Annotated in this window: 22 protein-coding genes; 13 read left to right on the forward strand and 9 right to left on the reverse strand. The window is 61.4% G+C overall.

Going from position 1 to position 23,058, the window contains the following annotated elements:
* The first annotated feature begins 3 nt into the window (after window positions 1-3).
* The 7 genes from ABJF10_RS05975 (at window position 4) to ABJF10_RS06005 (ending at window position 10,400) form a co-directional block, all read left to right on the forward strand.
* On the forward strand, window positions 4-1,407 hold the full coding sequence (locus ABJF10_RS05975) for a sulfatase (protein ID WP_348543617.1): 1,404 nt from the start codon (window positions 4-6) through the stop codon (window positions 1,405-1,407).
* Between the two features lie 21 nt (window positions 1,408-1,428).
* A complete protein-coding gene (locus ABJF10_RS05980; RefSeq protein ID WP_348543618.1) occupies window positions 1,429-2,787 on the forward strand; it encodes a sulfatase-like hydrolase/transferase in 1,359 nt (452 codons plus the stop codon).
* 43 nt (window positions 2,788-2,830) lie between these two features.
* Complete coding sequence (locus ABJF10_RS05985) at window positions 2,831-4,384, forward strand: sulfatase (protein WP_348543619.1); 1,554 nt, start codon at window positions 2,831-2,833, stop codon at window positions 4,382-4,384.
* An 18-nt stretch (window positions 4,385-4,402) separates the two neighbouring features.
* Window positions 4,403-5,869 carry a sulfatase gene (locus ABJF10_RS05990; RefSeq protein ID WP_348543620.1) on the forward strand — a complete coding sequence of 489 codons (1,467 nt, stop codon included), beginning with the start codon at window positions 4,403-4,405 and terminating at the stop codon, window positions 5,867-5,869.
* A gap of 13 nt (window positions 5,870-5,882) precedes the next feature.
* A complete protein-coding gene (locus tag ABJF10_RS05995; protein ID WP_348543621.1) occupies window positions 5,883-7,385 on the forward strand; it encodes a sulfatase in 1,503 nt (500 codons plus the stop codon).
* Between the two features lie 47 nt (window positions 7,386-7,432).
* Window positions 7,433-8,065, forward strand: a complete 633-nt coding sequence (gene lipB, locus ABJF10_RS06000; RefSeq protein ID WP_348543622.1) for a lipoyl(octanoyl) transferase LipB — start codon at window positions 7,433-7,435, stop codon at window positions 8,063-8,065.
* Window positions 8,066-8,174: 109 nt separating this feature from the next.
* Entirely contained in the window at window positions 8,175-10,400 is a 2,226-nt protein-coding gene (locus tag ABJF10_RS06005) for a DUF6259 domain-containing protein (protein ID WP_348543623.1), read from the forward strand.
* 5 nt (window positions 10,401-10,405) lie between these two features.
* Here the strand turns inward: ABJF10_RS06005 and ABJF10_RS06010 are convergent, their stop codons facing one another.
* Genes ABJF10_RS06010 through ABJF10_RS06020 form a run of 3 tightly spaced genes read right to left on the reverse strand, consistent with a single transcriptional unit; the run spans window position 10,406 to window position 13,228 of the window.
* Window positions 10,406-11,977, reverse strand: coding sequence for a hypothetical protein (locus tag ABJF10_RS06010; RefSeq protein ID WP_348543624.1), 1,572 nt, complete (start codon window positions 11,975-11,977; stop codon window positions 10,406-10,408).
* A gap of 7 nt (window positions 11,978-11,984) precedes the next feature.
* Entirely contained in the window at window positions 11,985-12,644 is a 660-nt protein-coding gene (locus ABJF10_RS06015; protein WP_348543625.1) for a hypothetical protein, read from the reverse strand.
* Window positions 12,641-13,228, reverse strand: a complete 588-nt coding sequence (locus ABJF10_RS06020) for a hypothetical protein (RefSeq protein WP_348543626.1) — start codon at window positions 13,226-13,228, stop codon at window positions 12,641-12,643. Before ABJF10_RS06020 ends, ABJF10_RS06015 begins: the two co-directional genes overlap by 4 nt.
* A 204-nt stretch (window positions 13,229-13,432) precedes the next feature.
* Between ABJF10_RS06020 and ABJF10_RS06025 the strand changes: the two genes are divergently transcribed.
* A complete protein-coding gene (locus tag ABJF10_RS06025) occupies window positions 13,433-14,362 on the forward strand; it encodes an NADP-dependent oxidoreductase (RefSeq protein ID WP_348543627.1) in 930 nt (309 codons plus the stop codon).
* Window positions 14,363-14,385: 23 nt separating this feature from the next.
* Here the strand turns inward: ABJF10_RS06025 and ABJF10_RS06030 are convergent, their stop codons facing one another.
* Genes ABJF10_RS06030 through ABJF10_RS06040 form a run of 3 tightly spaced genes read right to left on the reverse strand, consistent with a single transcriptional unit; the run spans window position 14,386 to window position 17,334 of the window.
* Window positions 14,386-16,038 (reverse strand): MlaD family protein, encoded by a 1,653-nt coding sequence (locus ABJF10_RS06030; protein WP_348543628.1) that lies wholly within the window; start codon window positions 16,036-16,038, stop codon window positions 14,386-14,388.
* The gene (locus tag ABJF10_RS06035) at window positions 16,031-16,717 is read right to left on the reverse strand and encodes a paraquat-inducible protein A (protein WP_348543629.1); all 687 of its coding nucleotides are present in this window, start codon (window positions 16,715-16,717) and stop codon (window positions 16,031-16,033) included. Before ABJF10_RS06035 ends, ABJF10_RS06030 begins: the two co-directional genes overlap by 8 nt.
* The gene (locus ABJF10_RS06040) at window positions 16,714-17,334 is read right to left on the reverse strand and encodes a paraquat-inducible protein A (protein WP_348543630.1); all 621 of its coding nucleotides are present in this window, start codon (window positions 17,332-17,334) and stop codon (window positions 16,714-16,716) included. Before ABJF10_RS06040 ends, ABJF10_RS06035 begins: the two co-directional genes overlap by 4 nt.
* A 982-nt stretch (window positions 17,335-18,316) precedes the next feature.
* On the opposite strand from ABJF10_RS06040, the gene ABJF10_RS06045 reads away from it, so the two are divergent.
* Window positions 18,317-18,460, forward strand: a complete 144-nt coding sequence (locus tag ABJF10_RS06045) for a lmo0937 family membrane protein (RefSeq protein ID WP_348543631.1) — start codon at window positions 18,317-18,319, stop codon at window positions 18,458-18,460.
* Window positions 18,461-18,551: 91 nt separating this feature from the next.
* Here ABJF10_RS06045 and ABJF10_RS06050 read toward each other — a convergent pair whose 3' ends face one another.
* Window positions 18,552-18,992 (reverse strand): hypothetical protein, encoded by a 441-nt coding sequence (locus ABJF10_RS06050; protein ID WP_348543632.1) that lies wholly within the window; start codon window positions 18,990-18,992, stop codon window positions 18,552-18,554.
* 322 nt (window positions 18,993-19,314) lie between these two features.
* Complete coding sequence (locus ABJF10_RS06055) at window positions 19,315-20,469, reverse strand: alginate lyase family protein (protein WP_348543633.1); 1,155 nt, start codon at window positions 20,467-20,469, stop codon at window positions 19,315-19,317.
* Window positions 20,470-20,576: 107 nt separating this feature from the next.
* Here ABJF10_RS06055 and ABJF10_RS06060 point away from each other — a divergent pair, with 107 nt between their 5' ends.
* From ABJF10_RS06060 to dinB, 3 genes are all read left to right on the forward strand, one after another.
* Window positions 20,577-20,795, forward strand: coding sequence for a hypothetical protein (locus tag ABJF10_RS06060; RefSeq protein ID WP_348543634.1), 219 nt, complete (start codon window positions 20,577-20,579; stop codon window positions 20,793-20,795).
* The gene (locus ABJF10_RS06065) at window positions 20,792-21,034 is read left to right on the forward strand and encodes a hypothetical protein (protein WP_348543635.1); all 243 of its coding nucleotides are present in this window, start codon (window positions 20,792-20,794) and stop codon (window positions 21,032-21,034) included. Before ABJF10_RS06060 ends, ABJF10_RS06065 begins: the two co-directional genes overlap by 4 nt.
* A gap of 124 nt (window positions 21,035-21,158) precedes the next feature.
* Window positions 21,159-22,247 carry a DNA polymerase IV gene (dinB, locus tag ABJF10_RS06070; RefSeq protein ID WP_348543636.1) on the forward strand — a complete coding sequence of 363 codons (1,089 nt, stop codon included), beginning with the start codon at window positions 21,159-21,161 and terminating at the stop codon, window positions 22,245-22,247.
* A 12-nt stretch (window positions 22,248-22,259) separates the two neighbouring features.
* On the opposite strand, the gene ABJF10_RS06075 is transcribed toward dinB, so the two are convergent.
* Window positions 22,260-22,472: a hypothetical protein gene (locus ABJF10_RS06075; RefSeq protein WP_348543637.1), complete on the reverse strand. Its 213-nt coding sequence runs from the start codon at window positions 22,470-22,472 to the stop codon at window positions 22,260-22,262.
* Between the two features lie 145 nt (window positions 22,473-22,617).
* Here ABJF10_RS06075 and ABJF10_RS06080 point away from each other — a divergent pair, with 145 nt between their 5' ends.
* Entirely contained in the window at window positions 22,618-22,938 is a 321-nt protein-coding gene (locus ABJF10_RS06080; RefSeq protein WP_348543638.1) for a hypothetical protein, read from the forward strand.
* The last annotated feature ends 120 nt before the right edge of the window (window positions 22,939-23,058 follow it).

Here is a 23,058-nt window from a genome sequence, read left to right on the forward strand (position 1 = left end):
CTTATGAAAAAATTCCCTTTGTGCTTTTTGTGCCTCTTTGTGGCCATCCGGATATCGGCCGCCGAGCGGAAGCCAAATCTGGTCGTGGTCATCGCGGACCAATGGCGTGAGCAGGCTTTCGGCTTTGCCGGAGATCCGAACGTCAAGACGCCGAACTTCGATGCGCTGGCGAGAGTCAGCGTGCGATGTGTGAACGCGGTCTCTGGTATGCCCGTGTGCTCGCCGACGCGCGCCTCGTATCTCACCGGTCAGCGTCCGCTCACCCACGGCGTCTTTCTGAACGACGTGCCGCTCGATCCGAACGCGGTGACGATCGGCAAAGTGATGCACGAAGCCGGCTACGACACCGGGTTCATCGGCAAGTGGCACGTGGACGGGCATGGACGCCTGAGTTTCATTCCGCGCGAGCGGCGGCAGGGCTTCGACTACTGGAAGGTGCTGGAGTGCACGCACAATTACACGGACTCGATCTTCTACGGCGATACGTCGGACAAACTGCACTGGTCGGGCTACGATGCCATCGACCAGACGCACGACGCGGTGCAGTACCTGAAGGATCACGCGAAAGCGGAGAAGCCCTTCGTGCTCTTCGTGTCCTGGGGGCCGCCGCATGATCCGTATCTGACCGCGCCGGAAAAATACCGCGCGCTCTACGATCCGCAGAAGATCACGCTCCGCGCGAATGTGCCCGAGGCCATGACCGAGCAGACGCGCAAGAATATCGCCGGATACTATGCCCACTGCAGCGCGCTGGACGATTGCATGGGGGAAGTGCGCGCGACGTTGAAGGAGACGGGACTCGAGGACAATACGGTGCTGGTCTTCACTGCCGACCACGGAGACATGCTGGGCTCGCAGGGGATGATGAAGAAGCAGAAGCCCTACGATGAGGCAGCGCGCATTCCGCTGCTCTTTCATTGGCCGGGCGGCTTGGGCGAGCAACCACGCGAGCTCGATGCGCCGACGAATTCGGAAGATTTGATGCCGACGCTGCTCGGACTTTGCGGCGTGCCGATTCCCAAGACGGTCGAAGGCCTGGATTACAGCAAATATCTGCACGGTGGGGCGAATCCCGGGGATGGTGCGACCGTGCTGATGTGTGCGGCGCCCTTTGGGGAATGGGACCGGCACAAGGGAGGCAAGGAGTACCGTGCGGTCCGGACGACACGTTACACGTTCGTTCGCGACCTCGACGGGCCGTGGCTGCTCTTCGATGACCAGGAAGACCCGCTGCAAATGCACAATCTCGTGGGCGATCCCGCACACGCGGCCTTGCAGGCGGAACTCGATGCCACGCTCAAGCGCAAGCTTCAGGAGCGCGGCGACGAGTTTCTGCCGGCCGACGCTTATATCAAGAAATGGGGCTGGCAGGTCGATGTCAACGGCACGGTGCCGATCCGTCAGTAGCCTTTGCCCGCCCACTTTTTCATGAGAGCCGCCAAACGATACTTCCTGCCATTACTAGCCTGTGCTTTCGCGCTGCATGCCGCGGCGGCGGAGCCACCGAAACCGAATATCATCGTCATTCTCTGCGACGACTTGGGACGCGGCGACTACAGCGCCTTTGGTACGAAAGACATTCGGACGCCCAATGTCGACCGTCTTTGCCGGGAGGGGCTGACCTTCGATAATTTCTACGCCAATAGCTGCGTCTGCTCGCCTTCACGGGCGGCGCTGATGTCCGGTTGCTTTCCCAATCGCGTGGGAGTGGGTGGCATGATCCGCGAGGAAGATCCGGACGGTAACTGGGGCTGGCTCTCGCCGAACGCCAAACTTTTTCCGCAGTTGCTCAAGCCCGCGGGCTGTCACTCGGCGATCGTCGGCAAATGGAATCTGGGCATCAACTCGCCGAACACGCCGACCGAACGCGGCTTCGATCTCTTCGATGGATTCCTCGGCGACATGATGGAGGACTACTGGACGCATCTGCGTCATGGATTGAATCTCATGCGGCATAACCGGGAGACGGTGTCACCCGAAGGCCATGCCACGGATATCTTCACCGACTGGGCGTGCCGCTATCTCGACGAGCGAGGCAAGAGCAAGGAGCCGTTCTTCCTCTATCTCGCTTACAACGCACCGCATGATCCCATCCAGCCCAAGCCCGAGTGGCTGGCGAAAGTGAAGGCGCGCGAACCGGGTATCTCGGAGAAGCGCGCGAAACTGGTGGCGCTCATTGAGCACCTCGACGATGGCGTGGGCAAGGTGCTAGCCAAGCTGGACGAGACCGGGCTTGCCAAAAATACGCTGGTGCTATTCTCGAGCGACAATGGCGGAGTGCTGGGCAACGAAGCGAACAACGGGCCGTGGCGGAGCGGGAAGACACATATGTACGAGGGCGGCTTGCGCGTCCCCGGCGTAGTGCGCTGGCCCGATCACATCGCTCCCGGCACGCACAGCAATCGGATCGTGCTGCTGATGGACGTCCTGCCGACGGCCATGGAGATGGCGGGACTGACTCCGCCCGCGGGACTCGATGGCGTGAGTTTTCTTCCGACCTTGCGGGGCGAGGCGCAGCCGGAACCGGTCCGCGATCTCTACTTCATGTGGCGCGAAGGTGGTTTGGCCCATCAGGGCGCGAGCACCGAGGCGCTGCGCCAGGGCGACTGGAAACTTGTCCGGGACAATGTGTTTGCGCCCATCGAGCTCTACAATTTGAAGGACGATCCGCAGGAAACGACCGATCTGGCCAACAAGGAAAAGAGCACTTTCCGCAATCTCAGTCTGGCCATGCGCCGCCAGGTCCAGCGGGCCGGGAGCGTTCCTTGGCAACCTCCGGAGAAATGAGGGGTTGTTGGCTTGTCTCGTTTCGATTGCTTTTACCTCTCCTATGATTCCCGCCAAGCTGGCCCAGTTCGCCACATCTCTCGTTGTCTTCACGTTGGTTTGCGTCGCGAGCGGCGCTAATTCCGCTCCGAAGCGACCCAATATCGTTTTCATTTTCTCCGACGATCATGCCTATCAGGCGATCAGCGCCTATGGGGATTCCCGGCATTTGAACGAGACGCCGAATATCGATCGACTCGGCAAGGAGGGGATGCGCTTTGATCGCTGCCTGGTGACGAACTCGATCTGCGGGCCATGTCGGGCGACGGTGCTGACCGGAAAATACAGCCACCTCAACGGTATCTTCAATAACTCGGGCAATCGGTTCGATGGTTCGCAAGTGACGATGCCGAAGCTCATGCAGGCGGCCGGTTACCAGACCGCGATGATCGGCAAATGGCATCTGGTGAGCGATCCCACCGGCTTCAACTTCTGGCAAATCCTGCCGGGGCAGGGGGTCTACTATAATCCGCCGATGATCCGCAACGGAGAGCGGATCAAGACGGAGGGTTACGTGACCGATATCATCACGGACACGGCGCTCGACTGGATGAAGCAGCGCGACAAGGCGAAACCGTTCCTGTTGATGTGTCATCACAAGGCGCCGCATCGTGAGTGGGAGCCGAATCTCAAGAATCTGGGTTCCGATGGCGATCGGAAATACGCTGAGCCTGAAACGCTCTTCGACGATTACTCCGGTCGCGGCAAGGCGGAGCATTCGCAGGATATGATGATCAAGCAGACCATGACCGATAAGGACATGAAGCTGGTCCCCCCGCCGCAACTCACGCCGGAGCAACGCAAAGCGTGGGATGCCTATTACGATCCGCGCAACGAGGCCTATCGCAAGGCGAACCCGCAAGGAGACGATCTCATTCACTGGCGGTACCAGCGTTACATGCACGACTACCTCGCGACCATCAAATCGGTGGATGAAAGCGTGGGCCGGATTCTGAAGTATCTCGAGGACGAGGGGCTCGCGGACAACACCATCGTTGTCTATTCCTCGGACCAGGGATTTTACCTCGGGGAGCATGGTTGGTTCGACAAACGCTGGATCTTCGAGGAGTCGCTGCGGACGCCGTTGCTCGTGCGCTGGCCGGGGGTGATCAAGCCGGGCAGCGTGAACAAGGACATCGTTTCAAACGTCGACTTCGCGGAGACTTTTCTGGAAGCAGCGGGCGCCCCGGCATCGCCGGAGATGCAGGGACACAGCCTCGTGCCGGTGATGCGTGGTGCCACGCCGGCCGATTGGCGGAAGAGCTTTTACTATCACTACTACGAGCATCCCGCGGTGCACCAGGTGGCGCGGCACTACGGAGTCGTGACCGACCGTTACAAGCTCGTGTATTTCTATGAGCCGGAGTTCAACTATTGGGAGTTGTTTGATCTCGAGAAAGATCCGCACGAGCTCCGCAGTGTCTATGGCAACGGCGAGTATGCCGACGTGCAGAAGAAGCTGGAGACGGAACTCAACCGGTTGCGAGTGGAGTTGAAGCTTCCTGACAAGGATCCCCCGGCCTCGGTGCTGCCGGTGAAAGATCGCAAGCCAGACTAGATTCCGCCCCATCCCCCTATGAACAAGACCCTCCTGACAATCGGTTTCTGCTTCGCGGTGACCGCGCTGCACGCTGCGGACAAAAAGCTGAACGTGCTTTTCATCGCCGTCGATGACATGAACAACGATCTCGGTTGTTACGGCGATCCCTTGGTCAAATCGCCGAACATCGACCGGCTGGCGAAACAGGGGACGCGCTTCGAGCGCGCCTACTGCCAGTATCCGCTGTGCTCGCCGAGCCGTTCGTCGCTCATGACCGGCTTGCGTCCCGGCACCACGCGCGTCTTCGATTTGCAGTATCACTTCCGGCAGGACATGCCGGACGTGGTCACACTCCCGCAGATGTTCATGAAAGCGGGCTACTACGCCGGGCGTGTCGGGAAAATCTATCACTATGGCAATCCCGGTGACATCGGTACGAGCGGTCTCGATGACCCGGCCTCGTGGCAGGAACATGTGAACCCGGCGGGACGCGACAAGACCTCGCTCGAGCCGGACATTATGAATTACACCCCGAAGCGGGGCCTCGGTTCGGCGATGGCCTATCTCGCCGACAAGGAAGGCAAGGATGAGGAGCACACCGACGGAAAGGTTGCCACCGAGGGCATCCGACTGCTCGAAGCGCACAAGGACAAGCCGTTCTTTCTCGCCATCGGTTTTTACAAGCCGCACACCCCATGGATCACGCCCGGCAAGTATTTTGACCTGTATTCGATGGACGCGATCAAGCTGCCGGAGATCGCACCGGATTTTCAAAAGACGGCGCTGGCGCCGGCGCTCATGTCGACCAAGCCGTGGCCCTACATGGGCGTGACGCCCGACCAGGCACGCGAGTGCAGGCGCGCCTATTACGCGGCAATTTCCTTCGTCGATGCGCAGATCGGGCGGGTGCTCGATGCGGTGGATCGGCTCGGCTTGCGGGACAATACGATCATCGTTTTCTGGAGCGACCATGGGTATCACCTCGGCGAACATGGCTTGTGGATGAAACAAAGCTGCTATGAGGAAGCGGCCCGCGTGCCGGTGATTATCAGCGTTCCGGGGCAGAAGACGGCGGGGCAGGCCACGCTGCGCACCGTCGAATTGGTCGACCTGTACCCGACCCTGGCGGACCTGGCGGGCGTGACCCCGCCTGCCGGGCTCCAAGGGTTCAGCGTGCGTCCGCTGATTGAAGATCCCAAGGCCGCGTGGTCGCATGCGGCTTACACGCAAGTGCAGCGCGGCGCTTTCCCCGGCTACAGCGTGCGCACGGAGCGTTGGCGGTATACGGAATGGGACGACGGCGCCAAGGGGCGCGAGTTGTACGACCATGACGCCGATCCGAAGGAGCTGCAAAATCTCGCCGAGGATCCCAAGGCCGCGGCGGCTCTCGCGGAAATGCAGGCGCTGGTGAAAACGAACTGGCCGGCGCGCGTCGCGGGCGGGAAAGCAGAACCGGGCTTCCGCGAGAAGCTGCTCGGCGAAAAACCAACCAAGCCGGATTAACAAAGCACCCCCGATGAAGTCCTTTCTTCCTTTTCTTTTTTTCGCGGCGCTGGCCGCCGACGCGCTGGCCGCCGATGAATCGGCGAAAAAGCCGAACATCCTTTTCGCCATCGCCGACGATATGTCGTGGCCGCATGCGAGCGCCTATGGCTGCACGTTCGTCAAGACGCCGAACTTCGACCGTGTGGCACGCGAAGGCATCCTGTTTCAGAATTGCTTCACCTCGAATCCGAAGTGCAGCCCATCGCGCGCGTGCCTCATTACCGGCATGCACACATGGCAACTCGAGGAGGCGTGCGATCACCACGGGATCTTCCCGGCGAAGTTCAAAGGCTATCCCGACATGCTCGAGCAGCAGGCGGGCTATCTCGTCGGTTACACTGGCAAGCCCTGGGCGCCGGGCGACTGGCAGATCGGCGGGTGGAAACGGAACCCGGCGGGCGACATGTTCAACCAGTTTTCGCTCAAGCCACCCACCACCGGCATCGGCAAGTTCGACTACACGAAAAACTTTGAAGCGTTTCTCGCGGCGCGGAAAGCTGGCCAACCCTTCTGCTTTTGGTACGGCGGGCATGAGCCGCACCGGCCCTATGAACTGGGCTCTGGCTTGCGTGCGGGGAAAAAGCTCTCCGATGTGCAGGTGCCGGATTTTCTGCCGGATGTCGATGAAGTGCGCAGCGACCTGCTCGATTACGCGGTGGAGATCGAGTGGTTCGACAAGCATCTCGGCCAGATGCTCGACCTCCTGGAAAAAACGGGCGAACTGGAAAATACCATCGTCATCGTCACGTCGGACAACGGCATGCCGTTTCCGCGGGTGAAGGGGAATCCCTACGAAATGGGTCATCACCTCCCGCTGGCCATCCGCTGGGGAGCACGCGTCAAGCCGGGCCGCGTGGTCACCGATTTCATCAGCTTCACCGATTTTGCGCCCACCTATCTCGCGGTCATCGGCGCCCCGCCACACCCGCAGATGACCGGCCGCAGCTTTCTCGATGTCCTGCTTTCCGATAAATCCGGGCGCGTCGATCCCACGCGTAACTTCGTGGTTACGGGACGCGAGCGCGAAGACGTGGGGCGTCCGGGCAACGTGGGCTATCCCGTGCGCACCCTCCGCACGGATGACTTTCTCTACCTGCGCAACTTCAAGCCCGAGCGTTGGCCCGCCGTCGATCCGGAGAGCAACTATGCCGACATCGATGATTCCCCTACGAAGAGCTACATCCTTGAGCAGCAGAAAAAGGGCGAGTTGAAATACTACAACCTCGCGATGGGCATGCGGCCGGCTGAAGAGCTCTATCGCGTGGGTGCCGACCCCGGCTGTGTGACGAATGTGGCCAACGATCCTGCCTATGCGCAGACGAAGAAGGAACTCGCGGAAAAGCTGGAGAAATTCCTGCGCGACCAAAAAGACCCGCGCATTCTCGGCAATGGCGACGCGTTTGATCACTACGAATACAAAGGGTCAGCCGCGAAGAAGGCGAAGGGTGAGAAGCTGGGGAAGCCCCCGGAATAGCGCGATTTCGCGCATGACGTGCGCCGCGTTCGGCGTATTGATACCGGATGCTTTCGATTCGCTGGCTTGGCCGCGTGACTTTTTCCGATGCGCTCGCGCTCCAGGAGGAGATCGTCGCGCGCAAGACGGCCGAGCCTTCCGCGCCCGATGAATTGCTCCTGCTTGAACACGAGCCGGTCTACACCATCGGCCGCACGCCCGACCAGTCCAGCCTGCGCGACGCCGGCGCTCTCCCGCATCCCGTGGTGCAGACCAATCGCGGCGGCCAGGCGACTTATCACGGCCCAGGTCAACTCGTAGGCTACCCCATTCTCGATCTGCGCGTGCGCGGACAGGATTTGCATCGCTATCTGCGCAGCCTGGAAGACGTGCTCATCGCGCTGGCCGGAGAGTATGGTGTCGATGCCGGACGCAGCGAGGGGCAGACGGGCGTCTGGATCGGGCGGAAGAAAATTGCGTCGATCGGCGTGGGCGTGCGTCGCTGGATCAGCATGCACGGTTTTGCGCTGAACGTGGGCGGCGACCTCGCGGCCTTCCGCGCGATAACGCCCTGCGGGATCGCCGGAGTGGAGATGACCAGCCTGAGCCGCGAGTGTGGCCGCGAGCTCACGGTGCGAGAAGTGGCCGATCGGGTGGGCGGGCATTTCCAAGCGCACGATAGCGTGGCTCTGGCTGTTTAGTTTCGCCTTGGCGCGGCGGGGGAGGTTTCCGATGCTGCCCGCCGTGCTTTGCCGTGTTTCCCCCCTTCGTCGTAGCCAGCGTCTTCTTTCTCATCGGCTTTGGTCGCGCGTGGTCGTGGGCTGCTGGTTGGCGGGCACCTGGGCGATGGCGGAAACGGCGCCGCCATTGTGGCTGTTCACGTCCCAAGAGCAGGGCGTGCAGGTGGTCGATCATGAGGACAGCATGGGGTTGGCGAATCGACAGGTGGGCATTGTTTTTCGGAAGAGCGATGGCGCGCTGATCGGCATCTGGCCGGTCGGGCAGGGCAACTTGCTGGCGGCGGCGCCGAAAGCGCCGCTTTGGACGATGGAAACAATACCCGCGGGGACGGAGAAGCCGGCGGTGTTGGTGCCGGATGCATCGGCAAAAGTGGCGGTCACGGCGAAGGGCGATGCGATGGCGCGGACGCTCGCTGTGATTTATGAGATGCCTTCCGCGCGAGTGGTCGTGCATGCCAGTCTCGGCGCGGAAACGTCGCTGGTCCGCTGGCGGATCGAAGCCGAAGCGCGCGGCGACAATCCCGGCATTTGGAGTGTGACCTTTCCGCAGTTTCCAGTGGCCGCACTCGATGCGGACCCCGCGGGAAATGAGATGGTGGTGCCGTATCGGCGTGGGCAGACCCGGGGCTTTGGCAAGGGAGGACCGCGCGGCGACACCGACCTGCCGTATCCTGGCCCGGCGGCGAAGTTTCAATTTCTCGCGGCCTATGGGCGAGGGGCGGGGCGCGGATTCTATTTCAGCACGGAGGACGGGCAGGGCTTCACGAAATCATTCGCGGTGCGGAATCGTCCCGAGAGCGATAGCGTGGTCCTTGCCGCCCAGCATTTTCCCGCCGGGCGCGGTGCCGGGGTGAAGCGTTTTGAGATGGCCTACGATGTGGTGGGCGGACCATTCACGGGCGACTGGTGGGACGCGGCGCGGCTGTATCGTAACTGGTGGACGCAGCAGGTGTGGGCGAGCCGCGGGCTGCTCGCCGAGCGGCACGATCTGCCGGACTGGCTCGTTCGCGCGCCGTTTGCCACCCGTCCATCCACCACGAAGCCGGAGCGCCCCGTGGCCAATAATCTCACGACGCTGCGCGCGCTCAGCGAAGCTTTCGGCGGCCAGCCATTTTTCGGAATCTGGTATGGCTGTTTTCAGACGGCCAAGGCCGGTGGATCGTTGAACGAATCGGGCTACGGGCACGATCTGCCGCCCAAGCCTGAACTGGTGGAGGCCGTGCGCGAGATGCGCGGGCGCGGGGTGCATTTCCAGGCTTACATCCAGTCGATGATCTACGATGCGAGCATCGCGGCGCCCGATGCCGGGGCGGCAGATCACGCGGTCACGCGCGACCGGCAGGGCAATCGCGTGCCGTATGGAGTCGGCGAACCGCAATTGCTTTCCATGTGCCGCGCGACCAATTGGTGGCAGGGCCGCTTGGTCGAGCTCTCGCGACGGGCGGTGGGCGAATGGGGATTCTCCGGCGTGTATCTCGATAGCTTCGGCAAAGGCGCACCGGAATGTTTCGCGACCGATCACGGGCATCCAGTGGGTGGCGGCAATACGGTGATCAGCGGCCAGCGCGCCTTGGTCCAGCGCGTGCGCGAGGCGGTGCGCGCGGCCGATCACGAGGCGATCCTTTCCGGCGAAGATCCGATCGAAGCGTTCCGGGATTTGCTGGATGTGAATTTATATTCGGTAAACGTGATGACGAATTATGTACCGATCTATCGCACCGTGTGGGGCGACTACAGCCTGGGCCATGGTCGCGGACTCGGCCCGGGCAAAAGCGGCGGGAGCCTCTTGCCGGAACTGGCCGCGCTTTTCCTCGAAGGAACGATCCCGGGCCGCATCTATTGCGAATCGCCGAACCTCTTTCTCCTCCAGCCGGAACACGCGAAGGAACTCGCCTTTCTCAAGACCGTTTCCGCTTACACCGATCACGGTGTCTCGTGGCTGCGCTTTGGCGAGTATCTGCATCCACTCGTACTCTCGCCACCGCCGCCCACGATGGAGTTTCATGAATCGTCGGAAAACCAGCTCGTCCGTGTGCCGGTGGTCATGCATAGCATCACGCGCTCGCACACCGATGGGAGTGTGGCCATCGTGCTGGTGAATCTCGCGGACGAGGCGCAGAGCATCAGCGTGCCGGTCGATCCATCATTGCGTGGAGGGAAGTCAGTGAGCGGTGTCGCGAAGCTCCGGCGGATGAATGAGCGTGGCGAGATGACTGATGTCGCCAGTGGCAAAGTGGTGTGGCCGCAGAAGATCGACCTTGCCCCGGGCGAGATTGCCTTTCTCGTGCTGCAATAGCCGCTCTACTCCCGCACGTCTTCCACGTAACGTGCGATGCGAAAGGCAATCGGCGCGCCGACCACGCCGAGCGCTTCGTCGTAGTGAAAACCGCCGGTACCGCCACCCAGCATCTCAAACGAGCGGGCCGCCACTGCACCGGTCCATTCGACCCCGTCCGTGAAGTGCACATCGTACTGCGGGCCGTAGAAAGCGGCGGTGATGCCGGCGTCGCCATAGGCGCGCAGGGTGCGCGTCCCGCCATTCGTCTCCTCACCGTAGATCTGGAGCTGTCCCGCACGGCCGCCCTGGTTGATCTGGCGATTGTGAAAGTCCACGTTGCCACGCACATAGATTTGCACCGTCATATCCGGCGGAATGGTGATCGTGCCGGCGCTCACATCGAGATTGCCGTTCACCATGATGATCAGCGCGCCGTTGCCTTTGCCAGTCCACGGCGCCACGCTGAAGGCATGCAAATCGCCGGGCACCAGGTATTTCGCGGGCTGCGATTCGTCGTCGGCGGTGTAGGGCAGCCCGAGCAGGGGAGGCGGCAAAAGGATGCCGCTGGCGGGCCGGGTGGCCGGCTTCATTTCACGATAGAAATCGTCACGAACTTTTGACGCATCGATACGGGTCGCCCCGGCGATATTTTCATGCTCCGTCGTCGCCGGATCGTCGCCGCCGTTGGTCGCCACCGAACCGTGCACCACGCAGCCATTGGCGGAGATCAGCGGGCCGTAGAGCGCATTGCCCGGGCGGCCGGCGTTGTTGGCGATGTTGCCGTTACTCTGCACCAGCGGACTGTCCTTGCCCGGATAGGTACCATTGGCGCCCGATTTATTCGGATCCCGCGAGTCGAAGCTATCCACGACCCATGATCCACTGGTCCCGAGGCTGAGCGATTGGTCGGTGAGGATGGCCAACTCGAAGGGCAGCACCGGTTCCACGAGCACTTCGATGACGCGCGAGGCGTTGGGCGTCGGCACCGTCATCGGCGTCCCGACATCGTCCTTCATCAATTGCGGGCGCACATTGCGCAGGCTGAAACGGCGCAGCGGTGCTTCGAAGGCATCGAACGTACTCGTCGCCGTGGGCGGCAGTGCGCACGTGGCCATCGCGCGCAGGCGGTACCAGCGATAGTACGGGCTCGGCGTCGGATATAACGCCCAGAGTTGCACATCCACATTGGTCGGGCGATTGCCAGGGGAGACTCCCTGGAGGTTGTCGAGGAAGATGGGCGCGGAGATCCTGACGGTATTGCCACTATTGCCGGTTACCAGCGAGAGGAGGCTGTTGACGAGGTCGAGAGTGCCGGAGAGGACCGGCACGATTTTTCCATGGGAGTCGGTTTGCTGCCAGCCCTGCCACGTGTTGGCCTGGGTGCCGGTCGCGTTGCGCGAGAGATCCGCCAGCGCCACGTCGATCCCGGATTCGGCGGCGAGCCGCGCCTCCTGCCAGGCCGCGGCCTGGGAAGCCATTTGGAAACGCGGGGTCACGCGCCGCAGCGTGTAAGCCGCCGCGAGGGAGAGGATCGCGAGGGCGGCGAGGGCAAGGATGAGAGCGCTGGCGTGGCAACGGGCGTGGCGGGTGTGCATGGCGGTCTTAATCGAGGCGGTTGTTGCGCAGGAGAATCTCGTCGCGCATGGCGATGAGGGTTTCGGAGCCGTGCCGGGGTGAAACAAAATTGACTTCGACCGCTCCCGAGCGCCCATCCGGCGCCATGGTCACCGTGAGGTGAAAATTCTCCGCGTGCGTCACGAGGATGGTTTGCGCATCGCCCTCCAGGCGCACAAAGCAGACGCAACCCTGGTTCTCGACGTATTGCTTGCGAAAGATCACCGGTACGGCGGGCGCGTGCTCCGTCCCCGTGCCGTAGTCCACGTAATTGTCCGCGGCGACCACCGCGAGGGACTGGTCGTATTTCGCGTCCGCCGGCGTGTTGCTTTGGTAATAGGCCGGCAGCGTGATCACGAGCGAGGTGCCTTCCTCGATCGTCACCGCCGCGCCCGCAAGGCGGACTCCGCCGCTGCCATTCACCGTGGTTGCCGTTGCCACGCCGATCGAGCGGCGCATGTCGCGCGAGAGGCAATCCAGCAGCCGGCGCTGGTCCGATTGATTCGACGCGTAGCTTTCGCTGGCGTGCAGCGATTTCTGGAGCCCGACGGAACTGAAGAGCAAAGCGCCGACGATGATGCTGCTGGTGGCCATGCCGATCATCAACTCCGCGAGAGTGAAAGCGCGTGGCGCCAGGTTGCGTTTCATGGGGTCGGCTTGGTGGAATTGCTGACTATCTCCGGCCGGCCAAAGGCGCTGCCAAAAATGCCGCTGCGCGTGAGCCCCGTCCGCCCGATGATCGTGCGCAATTGCCGCTGCTTGGTTTCCTGCTTCTCCTGCCAGGAGATTGTCATTTCGACGAGCAACAGCGGTTGCGCGGTGAGGTCGGCCGATTGCACCACATCCACGTTACCGTCGCGCCGCCGCAATTTGAAAGAGCTGTTGTCCGCCTTGGGAGTGCCCGGCGTGTCCGGGATCGAAACGGTGACGACTTCGATCAGGTGGGCGTCGCCGAGCTCCGCCTCGCTTGGAGCGGCCGTTTGCATGACCTTCGCCAGCGCTTGGGCATTGGCGACTTCCGGCCAGGGATGATTGCGCATCGCTTCCATCCGTTCCTGCAAAATCTGGCTGCCATTCGCCAGCAGTCGCGTGCTGCGCAGGATCTGCAAACTCTGCGTGTTCATGGCGAAGATGGCGCCGAGCCCGAGGAAGATGAGTAGCGCGGCGGTAAGAACCTCGATGATCGTGACCCCACTTTGGCCGATCAACTGGAGATGCTTGGCGGTTCTCATGCGGTTTATCTACAAGAATCCATGTATTGGATGGGCGGATATATACATACTTACCCCTACTACGCGCACTGAAATCATCAGCCGTTTCCGATAAGAACCATTAATACAAGAATAAAATACGTGGATATACGTCGTCCATTAGGGCACCTGCGTCTTGCCCCGCGCTGCGAGTTGCCCCATACTTCGCCGACGCTTAGAAAACCCATGAAAGCCTTTTGCCTAAATGACTCCGCGCCTGAACCTTCGCTGATCGAGCAGGAGCTTCCCGTTCCCCAGCCGACGGCCACCGAAGTGCTCATTCGTGTGCGTGCGGCGGGCGTTACTCCCACCGAGACGGAATGGTATCCGACCACGCATACGAAGGACGGGGGAGCCCGCTGCCACGCGGTGCCCGGCCACGAGTTTTCCGGAGTCGTGGCCGCCGTCGGTGCGGAGGTGAGGGGCTTTCAGGTCGGCCAGGAGGTCTACGGCATGAACGACTGGTTCGCGAATGGCGCCACGGCGGAATACTGTCTCACGCAACCGGCCAGCATTGCCGCAAAGCCCCAGCGCTTGAGCCACGCGGAAGCGGCCTCCGTGCCGATCAGCGCGCTCACGGCCTGGCAAGGGCTCTACGATCGCGCGAAGTTGCGGGCCGGGGAACGCGTGCTCATTCACGGCGGCTCCGGTGCGGTCGGCGTCTTCGCGATCCAACTCGCGCACCGGGCGGGCGCGCAAGTCTTCACCACCGCCTCGGCGCGGAACGCCGATTTCCTCGAGAACCTGGGGGCCAGCCACGTGATCGATTACAAATCCGAGCGCTTCGAGGACCATGTCGGCAAAGTCGATGTCGTCTTCGATGCCGTGGGTGGCGAGACGCTCCGCCGCTCGTGGGACATCCTCCAGCCCGGTGGCCGCCTGGTGACGATCGCTTCCAACAGCGAAGACGCGCCAGACGACCGCACCAAGGCCGCATTCTTCATCGTCGAACCGAGGCAGGATCAATTGGCTAAGATCGCGCAACACCTCGACAGCGGCGAACTGAAGCCGTGCGTCGATGATGTAGTCCCATTCAAGAAAGCGTCCGCCGCCTACTTCGGCAAGTTGCCCCGCGCGCGAGAGCGGGGGAAGGTGGTGCTTGCCGTGGTGGAGTAAGCCTCCGCGAGATCTCCCCGGTCTCAGTGTTTCTTGCGGGGGACCGGCGTCGCTTTCTTTTTGTCGGGCGCGGGAGTAGCCGCACCGTCGGTCGGGTATTTTTTGGTGGTCGGCCAGATGAGCCGCCACGGTTGGTGTTTCACCGTGTCGGTCGCCTGGCTGAGATTGGCGCCCACCTGTTTGAATTGCACGCTGAGGTCCGATACGGTCGCGTTCAGTTCGGACGTCAGCTTCTGCGTATTGTTTAAAGTCTTATCCAGGGAGCTGTTGGGGCCGGTCAACTTGTCGATGTGACCGGCCGCATCCTTGATCGAGGCGAGGGCGGCGTTGGCGTTCTCCCCGATCTGCTCCACCGGCAAGGCCTTGAATTTATCCAGCAAGGCGCCGGCTTTCTCCTGCAGCTCGTCGAGGCCGGTCGCTGGGACGGTCGGCAGCACCGCATAGTCGCCGACGCCGGTAATCACGGCGGGCGGCGCATCTTTGACGAAATCCAATTCCACGAAGAGCTGACCCGTGAGGAGGCTGCCTGTCTTGAGGCTGGCCCGAAGGCCGTGGGCGACGCCGTCCGTGATCAAGACCTGCGTGGAGGTCTGGTCCCCGCCGGGTTTGCCCATCAGGACCGCCGGATCGATTTTGATGAGCACCGGCACACGGTGCTCGGGATCGTCGGGAAGATACTTGAAGGAAGCGGCCACGACGCTACCGATGCGGATGCCGCGAAACTCCACGGGGGCATCGGGGCTCAATCCGCGCACGCTCCCGGTGAACAGGAGGAGATAGGGAATGGTGGGATTGAAGTCGACCTTCTTGGCGTCGCTGAGGCTGCTGTAGAGCATGAAGCTTTGCCCGTTCGGAATGGATTTCACATGCTGTTGATTCGGATCGGGATCGGTGAACGTGATACTGGACGTCAGCAGCGATTCCAGCGTTCCCAGGCGCATTTGCACCCCTTCCGCGCCGATTTTGAGATCCAGTCCCCCGGAGTTATAAAAGCGCGTTTCCTGATTCACCAAGGTCACGTAAGCGCCTTCGATAAACGCGTCGAATTCCACCTGGGCCGGCTCCGTGTGAAACGCGCGCGACTCCAGTTTTCCGACCTGGATCCCTTTGTACATGATCGGCGCGCCCGCCCCCAGGCCACCGGCTTCCGCCGCGATGAGCTTGAAATGCAACCCGGGGACTCCGGGTGGCGTCGGCGGAGGATTCTCCAAACCGGTGAAATCCCTCCGCGCTTTTTTCGAGATCCCGGGCTGAAACTGGATGAAGTTTCCGGAGACCAGCGTGTTCAATCCGGAAATGCCCGCCGCCGAGTAGCGGGCGCGTTCCACCCAGATTTGGGAGTCTTCCACGAGGAGTCGTTTCGCTTCACTCGTCATGGCGAGCTTCACGATGACACTCTTGTTATCGCTGGAAAGTTCCAGGTCCGACACGGTGCCGATATTCACGCTCCGGCAGAGCACGGGAGTTTTCCCGGCGATGATGCCGTCCGCGTTTTCAAATCGCACCGTGATAACGGGCCCTTTGGCCGAGTAGTAGCGGCCGAAAAGCCAGAGCCCGAGCAACGCGGAAACCAGCGGAACGATCCAAATGGGAGAGAAGCCGGCGCGGGCTGGAGTGCGGTACACCGGCGCGGTCGGCGGTGGGGAATATTGCGGTGGAGTGGCGAGTTCAGGCATGGGAAGCGGGAGAGGCGGCGTTGCTGGCGCCAGCGAGTTCTGGATCAATATCGGTGGTCACGATGTGGCCGCGGGCTGCGGCGGCGTCCCAGATCAGGCGCGGATCGAAGCTCCGGGCGGCGAGCATGGTCAGGATCACCACGCTGGCAAAGGCGAGGGCCCCGCCACCGGGTTCGATCCGCATGACGGAACCCAGTTGCACGACGCCGACGAGGATGGCGACGACGAACACATCCACCATGGACCAGCGGCCGATGTATTCCGTCATCCGATACAGGCGCGTCATGGCCTGCGGAAAACGTCCCGACCGGGCGGCCAGGCAGAGCGCGATGATGGCCAGGACTTTCAAGATCGGAATCACCACGCTGGCCGTGAAAATGATCAGCGCCACGGGGTAATCTCCGTCCTGCCAAAACCGGACCACGCCGGATAGGATGGTATTCTCTTGCCCGCCTTTGATCGAGCTTTCGATGCGGAGCACCGGCAGGAGATTGGCCGGGAAATAGAGCAGCGTCGCGCCGAGGGTGAGCGCAACGGTGCGCTGGAGAGAAGCAGGCTTTCGCAGATGCAGCGGCGCCGCACACACGGAGCAATGTCCCGCTTCGACCTCTCCCGTCTGGCCGCAGGAATGGCATCGCGCCAGGCCACGGGCGGCTGCGGTCAGCGGATCGAAGTTCATGGCTGCGCCTCTTCCAGTTTCTTCCACAGTTCCGCCGGATCGACGATCGACACCGCAAAGGCGAGGCAGACGATGAGCCCGACGAAAGCCCAGAACGAAACGCCGAGCGTGAGCGTGGCCAGTTTTTCCAGCTTTAGCAGACTCACCAGCACCCCGAGGAGATAAACCTCGATCATGTTCCATCGCCGGGCCTCTTCCATGGCCCGGCAAACGTGCAGAGCCCCGCGGAGACGGCGCCCATTCCGGAGCGGGAGCAGGAGGTAAAGCAGGGCACCAATCACGAGCGCCGGCGCCACCAGCATGAACATTCCCACCATGCCGGTCAGGATCGGGAAGCCCTGTTGTTCCAGACCGGTGACACTGCCCGCCAGCAACATATCGCTCTCGCGGTAATCCGCCTTCAAGGTCATGAACGGAAACAGATTGGCCAGGACAAAGAACAAAGCCGCCGCCAGGACGAGCGCCGTCGCGCGGCTGACAAAATCCGCCCGCCGCGTCACCAAATGGGCCTGACAACGCGGGCAGACAACGCGGTCGCCCTCCGGAAGCTCGGGAGCGGTATAAAGACCATCGCAATCTGGACAAGCAAGATAGAGAGAAAAAACGGGGCTACCCATGGGTAAACTGGCGTTCAGTCGTCGTATGTATCGCCGACGACGGGTTGACTGGTTCTAGAGCGTGCCAGGAAAGGGTTACTGCGCTTGGGCAGGGCTCTCAAGGCCTCTCGCAGAATCTTTCATGAAGGTTCCTCCGGTGTGGAACATTTCCCCCCGGGACGAGTGAGCCCGACGAGGTTAAGCTTGGAGTCCAGTGCAGGAGGCTTTGATTCATTACGAGTGGGATCGGGTGGGATCGACTGGGATCGCCTCTGTAGAAGTCGGTGGGAGCCGGGCGGTAGGGAAGTGGGATGGAGGTGAGATGTCGAAAAAAACAGAGGCACGATTAGGCACGACCAGGCACGATTGGGGGCGATTAATAGTAAACCATCCCGTGTAGAACAAATGACGGCCCGCAGGCCGAAATCAAAGTTAGCATCCGGAATTGGCTTGAGGAGGCTTGATTTACCTTGATTCGCCTTCATTTCCTTCGCCCCGAACCTTGATTTGCATCGGCCAAGGGACGCGGGGTTTCTCGGTAATGCTCCCCAATTTCTCGCACCTTGATTGCCTTGATTCGGCTTAATTTGGCTTGATTGCATCAGCCTCTCCAATCCCTCCGGTAGAGCCTTTAAAGAAAAGCGGTGCCGAAGTTCCAGGCGATGTAGCCGCGGCGCTCTGTCGCCGCGCCCCGACGGAGCGGGGCGACTACATCCGCGCGCCGCTCGACAGGTGGTCACACTTCTATTTAAAATGCTTATCGCTGCGGAAAACGCCGCGAAGCGTTCATCGATTGCTGGCGATGGCCCGCGGAAATTGGGCGATCTAGCCGTAGCAAGGGTAATGGGATCATCGCAATTCATGCCGACCAGTATGGCATGACCACGCGCAAAATGTGCATGGCTCCATTGGTTCCATTGGCTCCATTGCGGAAAATTTCACTCGGCGCGCCGGAGTTTCCGCAGCAAGCGGCCAAATCGACGAGGACCCGCGAAGAGTCAGCATGCTACTTATCATCGCGATTATTCTTTTGGTCCTCTGGGGCGGCGGATTTGCTTTCCACGTGGCCGGCGGTCTCATCCACCTGCTGCTCGTGATCGCACTGGTGCTTTTCATTCTCCAGATGCTCGGTGGTCGACGAGTATAGCGGTCGATTCTATCCCACCGTTAGAGAGACCGCCAAAATCGTTACCGGATCGGAATCCCACATCGCACCCTTTCATCCACGGCACGGATTTTCATTGGGGCTTGGACCTTGGGGTGCGTTCGTAAGGAAGGCGACCGGCAAATCGGTCGGCGATGAGCGGATGATATTGTGAGAGCGGGGGAGCCGGAAAAGGCTCCACGAATGTGCCATCGAGTCGAAGAAATCGAATGGTGCGATGGACATGACGCTGGTCGAGTAAAATGAGCGGTGCGTAGAAGTAGCCAAGACGGTCTGCACGGAGGCCATAGTTGCCACCAACCCAGCGAAACCATTGGCACTGACCGTAACGCGGCTGCCACTCGAAAATATCATCCACGGCGAGAATCATGCGCAGCTCTCCAGATTGCGAAACTACCCAGCCCCCGGTGAACGATAGAACGATGTAAGAGCAAAGGTAGACCCCGAGAAATCCCAGGAACCCAATGCCGAACTTGCGCAGTCGGCGTGGTTTACTCGGCTGGCCGTGCCACATGGCAGACATGGCAATACTGTCCCAGCAAATCGACAAGCCTCAACTACTGGATTTGGCGCGGGCAGCTATTGGGTCGCCTTGGAGCGTGTCATGAACTTTAGGTTTTGCCGGGAAACCGTGCGCGCCGAAGGCGCCCCCCAAATGCCGTCATCCTGAGCTTGCGAAGGACCTCTGATCTCGCTCCGGCGTCTGACAGGTGGTCGACCGTGTTAGCTCGGCGCCATCTTTTGCCAGAATGGTGAAGAAAGGCAGAAATCAGAGGTTCTTCGCAAGCTCAGAATGACGGGCAGAAGGCGCGCGACAGACAAGTTCATGACACGCTCTAGTTGGGCAGCGTCTTCGCAGGGAGCGTGAAGAGCAGCGTGCCGAAGCCGGGATGGTCGCCGGTCCACGCCCCGCCTTCGGGGCGGAGTTGGTCGGCGGCTTGCTTGGTGAACGGCGCGGGGATGCCGCGGCGATTTTGGTAGTGGTTCCAGACCATCTCGTAAATGGGGCGCAGGGTGCCGCGGCCTTCCGTGGCGATTTTCTGGTGGCGATACTTCCCCGTGGTATCGACATCGGGCACGAACGGGACGTCGTTCCCGAGATTGTACTTCGCGGTGTATTCGAAGCCCTTGAGCAGGCGATTGTCGGCTTCGGCGTAGAGGTCCACTCCTTGGTGCCAGGCGGTTTCGCAAGCTTCCGCGAGCAGGGCGAGGCCGAGCTGGGTGTGTTGCTGGTCGCGCCCGCTTTCCTGGCATTGTCCGGCTTCGTTGATCACGTAATGGGTGAGTCGTCCGTTGCCGGCGCCGTGGCGGTAGTAATCGACGGCGCGGTCGAAGAGACTGCGGTCGTCGCAGAAGATGCCGATCGACATCATCGTCGCGAGGCAGCCCGCATCCCAGTTGCCATTGGCAAACGTGGCAAAATCCTGGATCGGCGGGAGAACCACGTCCCGGAGCATGTGCTCGACGCGGGCCACATTCTCGCGGGGCCACGCGGGATAGGTGTAGCGCATCAGTTCCGCGGCATTCACATACTTGAAGCCATTCAGGCCGGCGGAGAGCTGGACGTCGCGCCCGTCCATCTTGCGCAAGGTCTTCGCCCAGGCATCGAGGATTTCCGTCGCCTTGCGCGCGTACTTTTCATCGCCGGTGACGCACCACATGAGGGCGTTCTGATACGCGGCGTTGCCATCGACGACCATCTGCGAATTTCCGGGCGAGTTCTGGGACGCGCGCGTGACGACCTCAAACGGCCCGCGCAGCTTCCAATCCGCGCGCGACTGTCCGTCGCGGCGCAGCATCTCGAAGCCGCTCTTCCACGGCTCCTCGCCCGCCTTCACTCGCTGCCGCATCCGGTCGAGATCGGCTTGCGTGTGCAGCAGCCCCGGGTGCACGAAGGGCGCCGGCGCCGCTGGCTCCGCGGCCGGCGCGTTTGGCGAGGGCGCGATCGCTCCGGCGACCAAAAGGAGGGCGAGCAAGCGGACGAGGGGCATGCCATCAGATGACGAATTACAGAGGGAAAAGACGATATTTTTAAAAAATAGTTGCGCGTTTTTGGGACATGTGTTCAACTGAACACATGACAGCACCATTCGTATTTATGATTCGTCCGCTCTCACTGGAGAAAGGCTTTGAATTGGAGTGTGAGGGTATCATTCGTGATCCGCTGCGCGTGCAGCGCTTGATCGAAGCCGTGATCGCCGCCGTCCAGATCGGCCAGGGGTTGGATGCCGAAGTCCAGATCCTCGATACCGCCGGCCAGACCGTCGAAACCCTGAAGATGGACGCCGCCAAAACCACGGAACTGATGGCCGCATGAAAACGATCACCATTACCGAATACCGGCCAATGATCTTTTCCGAATTGGCGACCCAATCCGAGCCGGTTTCCCGGCAACGCCGTCGGCTGGCCGCCGATCTCGTGGCGGTGGCGGGCTACGGTGTCGTGGGGCTCTGGCTGAGCTTCGATACCGGCTTCGCGCCATGGCAATGGCAGTTCTGGCTGATGTTTGCGCCGTTGTTCGCCGCCGGGGAACTGGCGTGGCGGGCGGTGCGATAAGAAGTTCCAAGAGCCAAGTAACGAGAGCCAAGTGGCGCCAACATCTGCGGTTGGCACGTGACACTTGGCTCCTGGCTCTTGGCTCTTGGCACTCTTCCCTTGGCCATGCGACGTTGCGCTTGCTTTGAGCCTCCTCCCGCGCGTCATTTTCCACATCGATATGGACGCTTTTTATGCGTCCGTGGAGCAACGCGATCATCCGGAGTATCGGGGCAAGCCGCTCATCGTCGGTTCGCCGCCGACGCAACGCGGGGTGGTTTGTGCGGCGAGCTATGAGGCGCGGAAGTTCAAGGTCCGCTCCGCCATGCCTTCGCGCACGGCGGGCAAGCTGTGCCCGCACGGGATCTTCGTGCGCCCGCGCATGGACGCCTATCGCGCGGAGTCCGCGGCCATCATGGAGATCCTGCGCAGTGTGACGCCGGTGATCGAGAAGGTGTCAGTCGACGAAGCGTATCTCGACGTCAGCGCTTCCTTTCAGGAATACGGCGACGTGGATTCCGCCCTGGCGGCGGCGGTGCCGGTGGCGCGGGCGATCAAGGAACGCATCGCCGCGGAGCGCAACCTCACGGCGAGCATCGGCGTGGCGGCGAACAAATTTCTCGCCAAGCTGGGCAGCGATTTTCAAAAGCCGGACGGGCTTACGCTCATTCGAGAGAGCGAAAAGGTGAATTTTCTCCGGCCGCTCTCCGTGCGCTCCATTCATGGTGTCGGGCCGGTCACCGCCGAAGCCCTCGAAGGTCGCGGCTTCAAGACCATCGGCGATTTGCAAGCGGCCACGGATGACCTGGCTGGCGTCGTTGGCTCCTTTGCCGAAAGCTTGCGGGCGCGGGCGATGGGGGAGGACGACCGGCCGGTCGATACCAGTGACGAACGGAAGAGCATCAGCGCGGAGAATACCTTCCTCGAGGACACCGACGATCGCCCCACTTTGCGCGCGGCGTTGAAAGAAATGGCGGCCGACGTGGCGGAGACCCTGGCGAGCCACGAGCTCGGCGCCCTCACCGTGCAGGTCAAAGTGCGCTACAGCGATTTCACGACGTTGACGCGGCAGGTGCGCCTGGAGGATCCGGTGACCGGCGCACCGGAAATCTACCGCCTCGCGCAATTCCTCCTCGCCCGCGATCGTTTGGTGAAGAGTCCCTTGCGGCTCATTGGCATCGGCGTTTCGACCCTCGTTCCGCCGCTGCGGCATCAGCTATTGCTGCCCATCTAGGTCTGTGTGCCGTCACTCCGGCAAGGTCGGGCTGACAAAGCTTTCGATAATGATCCGGCCGAGCTCGTTATAGACGACCAGTGGCGTTTCCTCCGTCACAACCGTCCCTGCGTAACCGAGGGCCTCTTTCAGGTCGGTGAACTGTCGCCGCCAGGTTTCGCCCTGTTTCATGAGGGTGAATTGGGAAAGCACGGCGTCGCAATGGAGAAGAAGGCGTGATTTCATGGTGTTTCTGGGACCGGGCCGATGAGGGCATTCCGGGGGGGGGAAGGCGGGATAATACGTATGATTACGCAGGTGGCGAGCTTTGGTAGTTTTCTGCAATTTTTTTTTGCACGCAACAAACGGCAGGGGAACGATTTACGGGTAAATGAAGTTTTCTCCCGACTTGACGTTTCGTGTCGCAGATTCTCTTCAGCGCTGGGGCTACTGCATCTTCGGTATCAACGAACTGGAACGCCTCTTCGGCCAGACCAAGGATGCCAAAGGCAGAATGCGCCTCCTTGAGGAATTTGCCGACGTGTGTCGGGCCAAGGTAGAGACGACGCCGCATTTCAAGTCCGCGCGTTTTACCAAGGCGACGGTCTCGGAGTCATCGCTCCCGGCTGGCCACCCGGGAGCGATGCCAGATGAGGGCGGTGAAAAATACGAGGCAGACCGCAAGCCGTGTGGCTGTAATGGCTCAGGGTAGTTCCGGCTAGTTCCGGGTAGGTGGCACGGGTGATTTTTCGTGGATTTGATCTTTCTGGCTAAGGCAGGGGGAGGGGGAGGTTCATACTCCGCCATGAAGTCCCTCCTTGCGGTTGCCATC

The organism is Chthoniobacter sp., assembly GCF_040003245.1.
Taxonomy (GTDB): Bacteria; Verrucomicrobiota; Verrucomicrobiia; order Chthoniobacterales; family Chthoniobacteraceae; genus Chthoniobacter.

Coding starts and splice junctions, on each gene's coding strand:
- ABJF10_RS06080 (WP_348543638.1), top strand. CDS start 22,618: ATGAAGTTTTCTCCCGACTTGACGTTTCGTGTCGCAGATTCTCTTCAG.
- ABJF10_RS06065 (WP_348543635.1), top strand. CDS start 20,792: ATGAAAACGATCACCATTACCGAATACCGGCCAATGATCTTTTCCGAA.
- ABJF10_RS06030 (WP_348543628.1), bottom strand. CDS start 16,038: ATGCCTGAACTCGCCACTCCACCGCAATATTCCCCACCGCCGACCGCG.
- ABJF10_RS06040 (WP_348543630.1), bottom strand. CDS start 17,334: ATGGGTAGCCCCGTTTTTTCTCTCTATCTTGCTTGTCCAGATTGCGAT.
- ABJF10_RS05990 (WP_348543620.1), top strand. CDS start 4,403: ATGAACAAGACCCTCCTGACAATCGGTTTCTGCTTCGCGGTGACCGCG.
- lipB (WP_348543622.1), top strand. CDS start 7,433: ATGCTTTCGATTCGCTGGCTTGGCCGCGTGACTTTTTCCGATGCGCTC.
- ABJF10_RS06025 (WP_348543627.1), top strand. CDS start 13,433: ATGAAAGCCTTTTGCCTAAATGACTCCGCGCCTGAACCTTCGCTGATC.
- ABJF10_RS06010 (WP_348543624.1), bottom strand. CDS start 11,977: ATGCACACCCGCCACGCCCGTTGCCACGCCAGCGCTCTCATCCTTGCC.
- ABJF10_RS06015 (WP_348543625.1), bottom strand. CDS start 12,644: ATGAAACGCAACCTGGCGCCACGCGCTTTCACTCTCGCGGAGTTGATG.
- ABJF10_RS05980 (WP_348543618.1), top strand. CDS start 1,429: ATGAGAGCCGCCAAACGATACTTCCTGCCATTACTAGCCTGTGCTTTC.
- ABJF10_RS06035 (WP_348543629.1), bottom strand. CDS start 16,717: ATGAACTTCGATCCGCTGACCGCAGCCGCCCGTGGCCTGGCGCGATGC.
- ABJF10_RS06020 (WP_348543626.1), bottom strand. CDS start 13,228: ATGAGAACCGCCAAGCATCTCCAGTTGATCGGCCAAAGTGGGGTCACG.
- ABJF10_RS06055 (WP_348543633.1), bottom strand. CDS start 20,469: ATGCCCCTCGTCCGCTTGCTCGCCCTCCTTTTGGTCGCCGGAGCGATC.
- ABJF10_RS06060 (WP_348543634.1), top strand. CDS start 20,577: ATGATTCGTCCGCTCTCACTGGAGAAAGGCTTTGAATTGGAGTGTGAG.
- ABJF10_RS06075 (WP_348543637.1), bottom strand. CDS start 22,472: ATGAAATCACGCCTTCTTCTCCATTGCGACGCCGTGCTTTCCCAATTC.
- ABJF10_RS06050 (WP_348543632.1), bottom strand. CDS start 18,992: ATGTGGCACGGCCAGCCGAGTAAACCACGCCGACTGCGCAAGTTCGGC.
- ABJF10_RS05985 (WP_348543619.1), top strand. CDS start 2,831: ATGATTCCCGCCAAGCTGGCCCAGTTCGCCACATCTCTCGTTGTCTTC.
- ABJF10_RS06045 (WP_348543631.1), top strand. CDS start 18,317: ATGCTACTTATCATCGCGATTATTCTTTTGGTCCTCTGGGGCGGCGGA.
- ABJF10_RS05975 (WP_348543617.1), top strand. CDS start 4: ATGAAAAAATTCCCTTTGTGCTTTTTGTGCCTCTTTGTGGCCATCCGG.
- ABJF10_RS05995 (WP_348543621.1), top strand. CDS start 5,883: ATGAAGTCCTTTCTTCCTTTTCTTTTTTTCGCGGCGCTGGCCGCCGAC.